Annotated in this window: 6 protein-coding genes and 3 rRNA genes; 5 read left to right on the top strand and 4 right to left on the bottom strand. The window is 64.7% G+C overall.

The window, feature by feature from the left end:
- The first annotated feature begins 66 nt into the window (after window positions 1-66).
- The 4 genes from J2S55_RS19380 (at window position 67) to J2S55_RS19365 (ending at window position 5198) form a co-directional block, all read left to right on the top strand.
- Entirely contained in the window at window positions 67-687 is a 621-nt protein-coding gene (locus tag J2S55_RS19380; RefSeq protein WP_306862848.1) for a DUF1707 SHOCT-like domain-containing protein, read from the top strand.
- Between the two features lie 97 nt (window positions 688-784).
- Entirely contained in the window at window positions 785-1792 is a 1008-nt protein-coding gene (gene plsX, locus J2S55_RS19375; protein WP_306875487.1) for a phosphate acyltransferase PlsX, read from the top strand.
- A gap of 179 nt (window positions 1793-1971) precedes the next feature.
- A complete protein-coding gene (gene argS / locus J2S55_RS19370) occupies window positions 1972-3726 on the top strand; it encodes an arginine--tRNA ligase (RefSeq protein WP_306862846.1) in 1755 nt (584 codons plus the stop codon).
- A 143-nt stretch (window positions 3727-3869) separates the two neighbouring features.
- Window positions 3870-5198, top strand: coding sequence for a hypothetical protein (locus J2S55_RS19365; protein ID WP_306862843.1), 1329 nt, complete (start codon window positions 3870-3872; stop codon window positions 5196-5198).
- Between the two features lie 134 nt (window positions 5199-5332).
- Here the strand turns inward: J2S55_RS19365 and J2S55_RS19360 are convergent, their stop codons facing one another.
- Window positions 5333-5725: a cell division protein SepF gene (locus tag J2S55_RS19360; RefSeq protein ID WP_306862840.1), complete on the bottom strand. Its 393-nt coding sequence runs from the start codon at window positions 5723-5725 to the stop codon at window positions 5333-5335.
- A 188-nt stretch (window positions 5726-5913) separates the two neighbouring features.
- On the opposite strand from J2S55_RS19360, the gene J2S55_RS19355 reads away from it, so the two are divergent.
- Window positions 5914-6705, top strand: coding sequence for a PhzF family phenazine biosynthesis protein (locus J2S55_RS19355; RefSeq protein WP_306862838.1), 792 nt, complete (start codon window positions 5914-5916; stop codon window positions 6703-6705).
- 109 nt (window positions 6706-6814) lie between these two features.
- Here the strand turns inward: J2S55_RS19355 and rrf are convergent.
- From rrf to J2S55_RS19340, 3 genes are all read right to left on the bottom strand, one after another.
- Window positions 6815-6931, bottom strand: a 5S ribosomal RNA gene (rrf, locus tag J2S55_RS19350).
- A 148-nt stretch (window positions 6932-7079) separates the two neighbouring features.
- A 23S ribosomal RNA gene (locus J2S55_RS19345) occupies window positions 7080-10203 on the bottom strand.
- Window positions 10204-10617: 414 nt separating this feature from the next.
- Window positions 10618-12140, bottom strand: a 16S ribosomal RNA gene (locus tag J2S55_RS19340).
- The 16S, 23S and 5S rRNA genes sit together here, the layout of an rRNA operon.
- Window positions 12141-12440 lie beyond the last annotated feature (300 nt).

Raw genomic sequence — 12440 nt, 5'->3', positions numbered from 1 at the left:
CTCATCAGTAAGTTCCCAGGTAAAGTTCCTATCGCGATATATCTCGACTGGACGTACAATCCCCTCATGACCCCCCGCGACCCCGCTCCGCCGAGCCCCTCCGTCCCGGTCTCGCCACGTCCCCGCGTCCCCGCCCTGCGCGCCTCCGACGCCGACCGCGACCGGGTGGCCGCGGTGCTGGCCGAGGCACTCGCCACCGGCCGGCTGACCAGCGTCGAGCACGCCGACCGGCTGCAGGCGACCTACGACTCCGTGACCGTGGACGACCTCGTCCCGATCACCCTCGACCTGCCCGACGTCACCGCCACCGGCAGCGGCCCCGCCACCGTCCGGCAGGAGGTGAGCGCCGTCTTCAGCAAGGTCCTGCGGGGCGGGCGCTGGATCGCCGGCCGCCACACGACGCTGAACGCCACGTTCGGCGCGCTGATCGTCGACCTGTCCGACGCGGTGCTCCCCGGCCGTGAGATCACCCTTGAGGTCAACGCCTACTGCGGCAAGCTGATCGTCCGGGTCCCCAAGAACGCCCACGTCATCGACGAGGTCAGCGCGCTGTTCGCCAAGCGGCACATCTCCGGCGACCTCGGCGACGCGGGTGGCCCGGTCATCCGGGTCGTCGGCCGGACCACCTTCGGCAAGGTCGTCGTCGCACGGGAGAGGAGCGACTGGAATCTCCCCGACAGGCCCTGATCCCCGGTGGACCCATCCGGTGCCGGCCCCGCCTACGATGCGGACAAACCATCCCGCACGAGGTGACCGCTTGCCTGATACCGACCCTCCCGGCGTCATGCCGATCGCCCTGGACGCGATGGGAGGCGACCACGCCCCGGACGAGATCGTGGCGGGCGCCGTCCACGCGGTGCGGGAGCACGGGATCCCCGTCGTCCTCGTCGGCGAGCCCCGCCCCCTCATGGAGGCGCTCGCCCTGCACGACGCGCTCACCGAGATCCCGATCATCCGGGCCGAGGAGGAGCTGGCCATGGACGAGGGCGCCCTCGCCAGTCTCCGCCGCCCACGCTCCAGCATCGCCGTCGCCTGCCATCTCGTACGGCGGGGCGACGCCTCCGCCGTGGTCTCAGCCGGATCCACCGCCGGGATCGTGGCCACCGGAAAACTCCGGCTCCGCAGCCAGACCGGGGTGCTCAGACCCGCCATCACCGTCGCCCTGCCCACCCGGCCCACCCCCACCGTCCTGCTGGACGCGGGCGCCAACGCCGAGGTGAAGCCGGAGATGCTGGTGCAGTTCGCCCACCTCGGCGCGGCCTACGCGGAGACCGTCCTGGACGTCGCCGGACCCAAGATCGGCCTGCTGACCATCGGCAGCGAGCCGGGGAAGGGCAACAAGCTCGTCAAACGGGCACACGAGCTGCTGTCGGCCGCCCCCGGCCTGGACTTCGCCGGCAACGTCGAAGGACACGACCTGCTCACCGGGGTCGTGGACGTCATCGTCACCGACGGCTTCACCGGCAACGTGGCGCTCAAGACCATGGAGGGCAGCGTCCGCTACGCCTTCGCCGAGCTCCGCGAGACGATCAACGAGAGCCGCGCGGCCCGGCTGGGCGGGATGCTGCAGCGCAAGCGCGTCAAGGAGCTCAACCAGCGGCTGGACCCCGAGGTCCACGGCGGGGCCGTACTGCTCGGCCTGAACGGCACCGTGGTCATCGCGCACGGCTCCTCGCAGGCCAGAGGGGTGAGCGCCGCCTGCGTGCTGGCCGCCCGACTGGCCCGGCAAGGCGTGGTCGCCCGCATCGGCGAACGCCTGAGCGCCGCCCATCGGCCGCACCGCCTCTGGTGACCATCGGCCGCGCCGCCCCAGGATGGACCACCGCCGACGAGCCCGGCGCACACCCACATGACTCCGGCTGCGCCGCCTGGGAGCCCGGCCTCTCCAGCCGCGCCGCCGGCGGCTTTCAAGATCATGTAATCGCCCGAAATATCGCCGGCTCACGACCGGCCAAACGATACCCTTAGGTCATGACCGACCCGCAGCACGCCCTCACCGAGCGCGTCCAGCAGGCGCTGGCCGCCGCCTTCGGTGCGGACTACGCCGACGCAGACCCGCTGATCCGTCCCTCCCAGTTCGCCGACTACCAGGCGAACGTGGCGATGAGCCTGAGCAAGCGGCTGCGACGGGCCCCGCGGGAGGTCGCCCAGGAGATCGCCGACCACCTCACCGGCCGCGCCGGCGACGCGCAGGGGGAGCCCTTCCCCGGCACCGTCGAGGTCAGCGGCCCCGGCTTCCTGAACATCACGCTGTCCGACGACTGGATCACCGCCCAGACCGCCGGGATCCTGGCCGACCCGCGCAGCGGCGTCGCCCTCGTCGCCTCGCCGCAGACCGTCGTGGTCGACTACTCCGCGCCCAACGCGGCCAAGGAGATGCACGTCGGCCACCTGCGCACGACCATCGTCGGCGACGCCCTGGTCCGCGTGCACGAACACGTCGGCAACAAGGTCATCCGGCAGAACCACCTGGGCGACTGGGGCACCCCGTTCGGCATGCTCATCGAGCACCTGCTGGACATCGGCGAGGAGACCGCCGTGGCCCAGCTCGAGGCGGGCGAGGGCAACGCCTACTACCAGGCGGCCCGCGCCAAGTTCGACAGCGACCCGGAGTTCAACAAGCGCGCCCGCACGCGGGTGGTGACCCTCCAGGCCGAAGAGCCGGAGACCATGCGCCTGTGGCACATCTTCATGGACGCCACGGTCCGCTACTTCAACAAGGTCTACCACCAGCTCGGCGTGACGCTGACCGACGGCGACATCGCCGGCGAGAGCATGTACAACCACGTGCTCGCCAAGGTCTGCGACGAGCTCCAGGAGCGTGGCATCGCGGTCGTCAGCGACGGCGCGCTCTGCGTCTTCCCGCCCGGCTTCACCGGCCGCGAGGACCAGCCGCTGCCGTTCATGATCCGCAAGAGCGACGGCGGATACGGCTACGCCACCACCGACATGGCCACCATCCACTACCGCGTCCAGGACCTCAAGGCCGACCGGATCCTCTACGTGATCGGGGCGACCCAGGCCCTGCACATGTCGATGCTGTTCGCCTCCGCCAGGATGGCCGGCTGGCTGCCCGACCACGTCCGCGCCGAGCACGTCCAGATCGGCAGCGTGCTGGGCAGCGACGGCAAGATGTTCAAGACCCGCAGCGGCGAGTCCATCAAGCTGCTGCAACTGCTCGACGAGGCCGAGACCCGTGCCGCCGCCGTGCTCGCCGACCGCGACTACGACGACGCCACGCGCGGCGTGATCGGGCACGCCGTCGGCATGGGCGCGGTCAAATACGCCGACCTGTCGGTCAGCCACGACAGCGAATACGTCTTCGACTTCGACCGGATGCTCGCGCTGACCGGCAACACCGGCCCCTACCTCCAGTACGCCACCGCCCGCATCCGCTCCATCTTCCGCAAGGCGGACACCGACCCGGCCAAGGCGACCGGCCCGATCGTGCTCGGCCACCCCGCCGAACGCGCCCTGGCCCTGCAGCTCCTCGGCTTCGGCGCGATCGTGGAGGAGGTGGCCGAGAGCTCCGTGCCGCACCGGCTCGCCAACTACCTGTTCGAGACCGCGAGCGTCTTCACCACCTTCTACGAGAACTGCCCCGTCCTGAAGGACGACGTCGACCCGGCCACGCGCGCCTCGCGGCTCGCCCTGTGCGCGCTCACCCTGCGCGTGCTGGAGACCGGCCTGAGCCTGCTGGGCGTCCCGGTCCCCGAACGCATGTGAGCTATCCGCCGGATGATCGCCTTGATTCACCAAATCGAGGCGATCATCCGGCAAAATTGGGTTCGGCGCGCCTCCCGACAGGGATGACCGAAGCGCACTACGCTGGCGCGGTCACCGGTCACAACTTCGGAGAGTTCTCTGCCTTGAGCACCGACCTGACCGCGAGTCCCCACATCGGGACGGAGCTGCACCGCTACGCCGAGGCACTCCTGGCGAATCTGACCGCCGACGCAGCCCTCTCCACGGCGCCACCGAAGTTCCCGGATGTGACCGACCACTGGCTGGCCCCGGCGGTCGAGGCCCTCACCCTGCTCATGCGCGGCGAGGACGCGCTCGACCCGCTCGGCCGCGCCGCCCAGCTCGACGAGCAGCGGACCGCGCTCTTCCTCTGCCTGGCCCTGGCCGTCGCCGGCCGGGGCGACCAGATCCACGCCTCCTGGCTGGGCATCGCCTTCGGCGGGCTGTCCGCCGACAAGCCGGTGACCCACGGCCAGCGTGCGCTCTGGCTCGCCGCCGCCAAGGGAGCGTACGGCCCCGCCGGCAAGATCTTCGTGCTCCGCAGGCTCGACTCGGTGGCCACGCCCTCGGAGGTCGAGCCCGACCGGTGGTTGAGCGCGATGACCCCGCACGAGCCCTCGATGGTGGTGCCGCCGTCCCTGGTCGACTTCCCCGAGCTCGCCGAGCTTCCCGAACTGGCCGGGCCCGTCCAGGCCGCCGACCAGCTGGCCCGCCTGCTCGGCCGCTGTGTCGAGATCACCTCGACCCGGGAGAGCACCGGAACGGAGCTGGCCGGCCGCGCGGGCAGACCCACCGCCGCGTGGATCGAGGGGGAGCCGCTCGCGGTGCTGCGTCACCTGATCGGCTCAGACGGCGCCGAGCGCCCGACCGACTCGCTCACCGGTCACCTGCTCACCGATCTGCGTCCCGGCTCCGATCCGCACTTGGCCGCCATCGCCCTGCACATGGCCGCGCCGACCGTGCGGGCCGCCGCCGAGGGCCTCGTGCTGGCCACCCAGGTGGATCCGCCGGAATCGGTCACCATGCCGCTGCTCGGGCACCGCGTGGTGCTCCGCCCCGAGGGCCCTGACCCCGAGTCCCTGGCCGCCGCCGAAGAGCGGATCAGCGTCGAAGGCGTACCCGCCCGCGGCCGCCCCTGGCTCGCCTACGCGCTGCTCGCCCTGGGCGTGGCAGCCCTGGTGGCCGCGCTCGTCACCCCCGTGACGCTGCCGCTGGCGGCGCTCGCGCTGGCCCTGGTGGCCGCGGGAGGCCACCAGCTCTGGCGCCGGCGCAGGCACGAGCGGGCAGACGCCGAATACGTCACCGCGCAGCTCTCCGAGCTGCGCGAGCTGGCCGACAGCGCCGTGTGGGCACTGCACGAATACGCCCGCGAGAGCGACAAGCGCGCCCAGACCGCCGCCTCGGACCTGGCCGAGCTGACCCGTGTGCTCCGCAGGGGCCCCCGCGCAAGATAGCCGGAGCACCAGCCGGGAGCGCACCGGGAGCGCCCCAGCGCCACGGAGGAGGCCGCAGGGCGCCGGCCGCGGCGCAGGGGGGCATATGGGAGCGGCGAAGATCGCATGCCACCGGCCGTCCCGGTGGCCCGGGATCAGCCGGTGGTGATCTCCACCTCTGCCGGAGCCAGCAGGAAGACCTTCTCCGCGATGCGCTCTATGCGGCCCTCACAGCCGTAGGCCAGGCCCGCGGCGAAGTCGACCATCCGCGTGGCCTCGGCGGTGCTCATGACGTTGACGTCCATGATGACGGTCTGGCCGTCGCGGAAGTGCTGTCCGATGATCGGAGCGTCGTTGTACTTCCTGGGCGTCAGCATCACGATCCGCGAAGGCTCGCTCATCGAGCGCCAGCGCTTGGCCGCACGCTCCGAAGCGGGCTGCCAGTCCTCGCCCTCGCCTTCGACGTCGTCCTCGTAGTCATAGGACTCGTCGTAATCCTCTGCTCCGCCTAGGCCAAGGTAGGTCGCCACCTTGCGCACTGCCCCCATCGGCTCGTCCTTTCCTCAGGACCACGCCGCATCCGGCTTGTCCTACACCTTGGACGGTAACCGACGCCCAGAAGTTCGCCGCGCGACACGCCCAACGCTTATTCCCACTTTGTACGGCTAGCGCACTGGTTTGCCTGGCCCGCACACCCGCTTTCAGCCGAATATTGTCGATCAGTTAAAATTACGTCATGCACATCTATACGGTCGATTCATTTACCGACCAATTTTCCAAGGGTAACCCTGCGGGGGTCTGTCTACTCGACAATCCGGTTCCGGATGCCTGGATGCAGTCCATCGCAGCGGAGATGAGGCACTCCGAGACGGCCTTCGTGCTTGAAGGGGAAGACGGCGAGCCGTATTCGCTCCGTTGGTTCACGCCGGCGACCGAGGTGGCACTGTGCGGACACGCCACCTTGGCCACGGCGCACGTCCTGTATTCCACCGGATCGGCCCCGGAAACCCTTGAGTTCTCAACGAAGAGCGGGATCCTGTCCGTGACCAGGGACGGAGCCGGTCTGATCACCATGGATTTCCCGGCGAAGACGCTCGAAGCGGTGAGCCCGCCGGAGGGTCTGCTGGACGCACTGGGGGTCGTCAGTCCTCTCTGGGTCGGCAAGAACGAGTGGGACTATCTCGTGGAGGTCGAGTCCGAGGAGGCCGTGCAGAGCCTCGCTCCTGACTTCCTCATGCTGGAGAAGGTGGACGCCCGAGGGGTCATCGTGACCGCCCCCGCGTCGCGGTCCGGCATCGACTATGTCTCCCGTTTCTTCGCCCCCAAAGTCGGCGTCCCCGAGGACCCGGTGACCGGCTCCGCCCACTGCGCCCTGGCCCCTTACTGGACGGGCAAGCTCGGCCCCGACTCCCTGATCGGCGCCCAGCTCTCCCAGCGGGGCGGTGTGGTCCACACGACCCTGCGGGGCGACCGGGTCCGGCTGGCCGGGCATGCGGTGACCGTGCTCTCCGGCGAGCTTCACGTCTGAAGGCCCGCGGGGGCAGGCATGGTGGCGCCCCGTCCGCCCCGGACCGGCCGTCAAGTCCCCGGAACGCAGGAAAGGCCACCCCCGAAGGGATGGCCTAACCTGAATGATTGTCCGGCGGCGACCTACTCTCCCACACCGTCCCCGGTGCAGTACCATCGGCGCTGAAGAGCTTAACTTCCGGGTTCGGAATGTAACCGGGTGTTTCCCCTTCGCCATAACCGCCGTAACACTATGAAACTGTCAAACACACGCACATGCCGCGGTGTTCGCTGTTTCAGAATCGCATAGTGGACGCGGGCAACAACCCTGATCACGCGCTGCTCCGGACCCGGCGAAGGGACCAAAGCGCTGCAGAAACCAACAAGGTATGCTTTGTGGTCAAGTCCTCGGCCTATTAGTACCGGTCAGCTCCACACATTACTGTGCTTCCACCTCCGGCCTATCAACCCAATCGTCTATTGGGAGCCTTACCCCTCACGGGTGGGAGACCTCATCTCAAGGCGAGCTTCCCGCTTAGATGCTTTCAGCGGTTATCCCTTCCGAACGTAGCCAACCAGCCGTGCTCCTGGCGGAACAACTGGCACACCAGAGGTTCGTCCGTCCCGGTCCTCTCGTACTAGGGACAGCTCCTTTCAAGTCTCCTGCGCGCGCAGCGGATAGGGACCGAACTGTCTCGCGACGTTCTAAACCCAGCTCGCGTACCGCTTTAATGGGCGAACAGCCCAACCCTTGGGACCTACTCCAGCCCCAGGATGCGACGAGCCGACATCGAGGTGCCAAACCATCCCGTCGATATGGACTCTTGGGGAAGATCAGCCTGTTATCCCCGGGGTACCTTTTAGCCGTTGAGCGACGGCGCTTCCACAAGCCACCGCCGGATCACTAGTCCCAGCTTTCGCTCCTGCTCGACCCGTCGGTCTCACAGTCAAGCTCCCTTGTGCACTTACACTCGACACCTGATTGCCAACCAGGCTGAGGGAACCTTTGGGCGCCTCCGTTACTCTTTAGGAGGCAACCGCCCCAGTTAAACTACCCACCAGACACTGTCCCTGATCCGGATCACGGACCGAAGTTAGACGTCCAAAACGACCAGAGTGGTATTTCACCAATGACTCCACCATCACTAGCGTGACAGCTTCACCGTCTCCCACCTATCCTACACAAACCGTTCCAAACGCCAATGTCAAGCTGTAGTGAAGGTCCCGGGGTCTTTCCGTCCTGCTGCGCGTAACGAGCATCTTTACTCGTAGTGCAATTTCGCCGGGTCTGCGGTTGAGACAGCGGGGAAGTCGTTACGCCATTCGTGCAGGTCGGAACTTACCCGACAAGGAATTTCGCTACCTTAGGATGGTTATAGTTACCACCGCCGTTTACTGGCGCTTAAGTTCTCAGCTTCGCCACATTACTGCAGCTAACCGGTCCCCTTAACGTTCCAGCACCGGGCAGGCGTCAGTCCGTATACATCGTCTTACGACTTCGCACGGACCTGTGTTTTTAGTAAACAGTCGCTTCCCCCTGGCCTCTGCGACCCCCACCAGCTCAGGGAGCAAGTCCCATCACCAGCGAAGGCCCCCCTTCTCCCGAAGTTACGGGGGCAATTTGCCGAGTTCCTTAACCGCAGTTCACCCGATCGCCTTGGTATTCTCTACCTGACCACCTGAGTCGGTTTCGGGTACGGGCCGCCACGACACTCACTAGAGGCTTTTCTCGGCAGCATAGGATCACCCACTTCGCCACAATCGGCTCGGCATCACATCTCAGGATACATGGACCGCGGATTTGCCTACGGTCCTCCCTACATGCTTACCCCAGGACTACCATCGCCTGGGCTGGGCTACCTTCCTGCGTCACCCCATCGCTTACCTACTACCAGATCAGGCCAGGCGTTCACTCTGACGCCGCCCCCGAAGGGGCAACCGAGTTAAGGACCCTTAGTATCACTGGATTCAGTATTGGCGCATCGTAGCGGGTACGGGAATATCAACCCGTTGTCCATCGACTACGCCTGTCGGCCTCGCCTTAGGTCCCGACTTACCCTGGGCGGATTAGCCTGCCCCAGGAACCCTTGGTCATCCGGCGCAGAAGTTTCTCACTTCTGATTCGCTACTCATGCCTGCATTCTCACTCGCACGGCCTCCACAACTAGATCACTCTGCTGCTTCGCCGGCCGCACGACGCTCCCCTACCCATCCACACACCTAAACCACAAAGGCTCGGACACATGTGTGAATGCCACGACTTCGGCGGTGTACTTGAGCCCCGCTACATTGTCGGCGCGGAATCACTTGACCAGTGAGCTATTACGCACTCTTTCAAGGGTGGCTGCTTCTAAGCCAACCTCCTGGTTGTCACTGCGACTCCACATCCTTTCCCACTTAGCACACGCTTAGGGGCCTTAGTCGGTGGTCTGGGCTGTTTCCCTCTCGACTACGGAGCTTATCCCCCGCAGTCTCACTGCTACGCTCTCACTTACCGGCATTCGGAGTTTGGCTGACGTCAGTAACCTTGTCGGGCCCATCGGCCATCCAGTGCTCTACCTCCGGCAAGAAACACGTAACGCTGCACCTAAATGCATTTCGGGGAGAACCAGCTATCACGGAGTTTGATTGGCCTTTCACCCCTAAACACAGGTCATCCCCCAGGTTTTCAACCCTGGTGGGTTCGGTCCTCCACGCGGTCTTACCCGCGCTTCAACCTGCCCATGCCTAGATCACTCCGCTTCGGGTCTACAGCATGCGACTCAAACGCCCTATTCAGACTCGCTTTCGCTACGGCTCCCCCACACGGGTTAACCTCGCCACACACCATAACTCGCAGGCTCATTCTTCAAAAGGCACGCAGTCACATCACAGACGCCCGAAGACGTCTACGCTCCTACGGCTTGTAGGCACACGGTTTCAGGTACTATTTCACGACCCCTCACCGGGGCGCTTTTCACCTTTCCCTCACGGTACTTGTTCACTATCGGTCATCAGGGAGTATTTAGGCTTACCAGGTGGTCCTGGCAGATTCACACAGGATTTCTCGGGCCCCGTGCTACTTGGGATCCCCTCAAACAGTCGACAAGATTTCGCCTACCCGGCTCTCACGGTCTCCGGCGCAACTTCCCAGAAGCTTCGACTATCCCATCGATTTCTCACTGCCTGGAGGAGCGGCAGCTCCTCCCAGAGGGTCCCACAACCCCGCACACGCAACGCCTGCCGGCTATCACACGCATACGGTTTAGCCTCTTCCGCTTTCGCTCACCACTACTCACGGAATCACTAATTTGTTTTCTCTTCCTACGGGTACTGAGATGTTTCACTTCCCCGCGTTACCACCAACCGCCCTATACATTCAGGCGGAGGCAACACCACATGACTGGTGCTAGGTTTCCCCATTCGGACATCCCCGGATCAAAGTCAGGTTGGCGACTCCCCGGGGCTTAACGCAGCCTCCCACGTCCTTCATCGGCTCCTGATGCCAAGGCATCCACCGTGTGCCCTAAAAAACTTGGCCACAAAGATGCTCGCGTCCACTATGCAAATCTCAAACAACAAACAGCGACCGCACCCACCCCACCACCAAACACCCACACCAGAAGCTGAGGCAAAACCCCAACCCCGGCCAGGCCGGTATGACAGGAGGACGGTCCCGCACGAGGTCACACAGACCACGAAGCCCGCCACAGGCAGGCTCCGCATCCGGTCCGTTTCCTCAGGACCCAACAGTGTGTCCGGAACCCCGGAACCCCTCGACCCGCGTTCCCACTCCCGACCCTCACGAGGAGGATGGGCGGTACTAGCCGGTCAGCGATCCCGCTGAACCGATTAGCCAGTGCTCCACTAATGAGCGCGTCATGTGCAGAACACGCGCCTGCAGACATGACCTGGACCAGACCCTCAAGCTGAGGATGTGGCCGATGCTCCTTAGAAAGGAGGTGATCCAGCCGCACCTTCCGGTACGGCTACCTTGTTACGACTTCGTCCCAATCGCCAGCCCCACCTTCGACCGCTCCCCCCACAAGTGGTTGGGCCACGGGCTTCGGGTGTTGCCGACTTTCGTGACGTGACGGGCGGTGTGTACAAGGCCCGGGAACGTATTCACCGCAGCGTTGCTGATCTGCGATTACTAGCGACTCCGACTTCATGGGGTCGAGTTGCAGACCCCAATCCGAACTGAGACCGGCTTTTTGGGATTCGCTCCACCTCACGGTATCGCAACCCTCTGTACCGGCCATTGTAGCATGTTTGCAGCCCAAGACATAAGGGGCATGATGACTTGACGTCATCCCCACCTTCCTCCGAGTTGACCCCGGCAGTCTCCAATGAGTCCCCACCACCCCACAAGGGAGCGTGCTGGCAACATTGAACAAGGGTTGCGCTCGTTGCGGGACTTAACCCAACATCTCACGACACGAGCTGACGACAGCCATGCACCACCTGTCACCCGATCCGAAGAGGCACCCATCTCTGAGTGTTTCCGGGCGATGTCAAGCCTTGGTAAGGTTCTTCGCGTTGCGTCGAATTAAGCAACATGCTCCGCCGCTTGTGCGGGCCCCCGTCAATTCCTTTGAGTTTTAGCCTTGCGGCCGTACTCCCCAGGCGGGGCGCTTAATGCGTTAGCTACGGCGCGGAAACCGTGGAAGGTCCCCACACCTAGCGCCCAACGTTTACAGCGTGGACTACCAGGGTATCTAATCCTGTTCGCTCCCCACGCTTTCGCTCCTCAGCGTCAGGTAAGGCCCAGAGAACCGCCTTCGCCACCGGTGTTCCTCCTGATATCTGCGCATTTCACCGCTACACCAGGAATTCCGTTCTCCCCTACCTACCTCTAGCCAGCCCGTATCGAATGCAGACCTGGAGTTAAGCCCCAAGCTTTCACACCCGACGTGACAAGCCACCTACGAGCTCTTTACGCCCAATAATTCCGGACAACGCTTGCGCCCTACGTATTACCGCGGCTGCTGGCACGTAGTTAGCCGGCGCTTCTTCTGCAGGTACACGTCAACTTCGTCCCTGCTGAAAGAGGTTTACAACCCGAAGGCCGTCATCCCCCACGCGGCGTCGCTGCGTCAGGCTTCCGCCCATTGCGCAATATTCCCCACTGCTGCCTCCCGTAGGAGTCTGGGCCGTGTCTCAGTCCCAGTGTGGCCGGTCGCCCTCTCAGGCCGGCTACCCGTCGTCGCCTTGGTAGGCCGTTACCCCACCAACAAGCTGATAGGCCGCGAGTCCATCCCCAACCGAAAAAACTTTCCACCACCATCCCATGCGGGAAGTGGTCGTATCCGGTATTAGACCCAGTTTCCCGGGCTTATCCCAGAGTCAGGGGCAGGTTACTCACGTGTTACTCACCCGTTCGCCGCTCGAGTACCCCGAAGGGCCTTTCCGCTCGACTTGCATGTGTTAAGCACGCCGCCAGCGTTCGTCCTGAGCCAGGATCAAACTCTCCAAACAATGTCTACAGAGTTGCTCCCGGCTGAAAGCACCCACCACCGGCAAAGGTGGAGGTGTCATCAACCAAAGGAATCCGTCCTCCCACACACGTGGGTGGGACGGGGTTGTGCTTCATGCACTGGCTTTTAACACACTGTTGAGTTCTCAAGAAACGGACGCGTTCTCCGTCACCGTGACCATGGTCCCGGCTCCGGGGCGTTTCGTTCGTTCCGTTGTGCCTTTATTCTTTCAGGCCCGCTTTTCCGTGTCAAACCCGCCCGCTTGAAGCGGCTTGACTTGATCTAGCTGGCCCTACCGGAA

Origin of the sequence: Streptosporangium brasiliense, assembly GCF_030811595.1 — a bacterium.
Taxonomy (GTDB): domain Bacteria; phylum Actinomycetota; class Actinomycetes; order Streptosporangiales; family Streptosporangiaceae; genus Streptosporangium; species Streptosporangium brasiliense.
This window is presented reverse-complemented; position numbering and strand designations above follow the sequence as displayed.

Excerpts from the sequence above, each read along its gene's own strand:
- J2S55_RS19380 (WP_306862848.1), top strand. The coding sequence starts at position 67 with ATGACCCCCCGCGACCCCGCTCCGCCGAGCCCCTCCGTCCCGGTCTCG.
- plsX (WP_306875487.1), top strand. The coding sequence starts at position 785 with ATGCCGATCGCCCTGGACGCGATGGGAGGCGACCACGCCCCGGACGAG.
- argS (WP_306862846.1), top strand. The coding sequence starts at position 1,972 with ATGACCGACCCGCAGCACGCCCTCACCGAGCGCGTCCAGCAGGCGCTG.
- J2S55_RS19360 (WP_306862840.1), bottom strand. The coding sequence starts at position 5,725 with ATGGGGGCAGTGCGCAAGGTGGCGACCTACCTTGGCCTAGGCGGAGCA.
- J2S55_RS19355 (WP_306862838.1), top strand. The coding sequence starts at position 5,914 with ATGCACATCTATACGGTCGATTCATTTACCGACCAATTTTCCAAGGGT.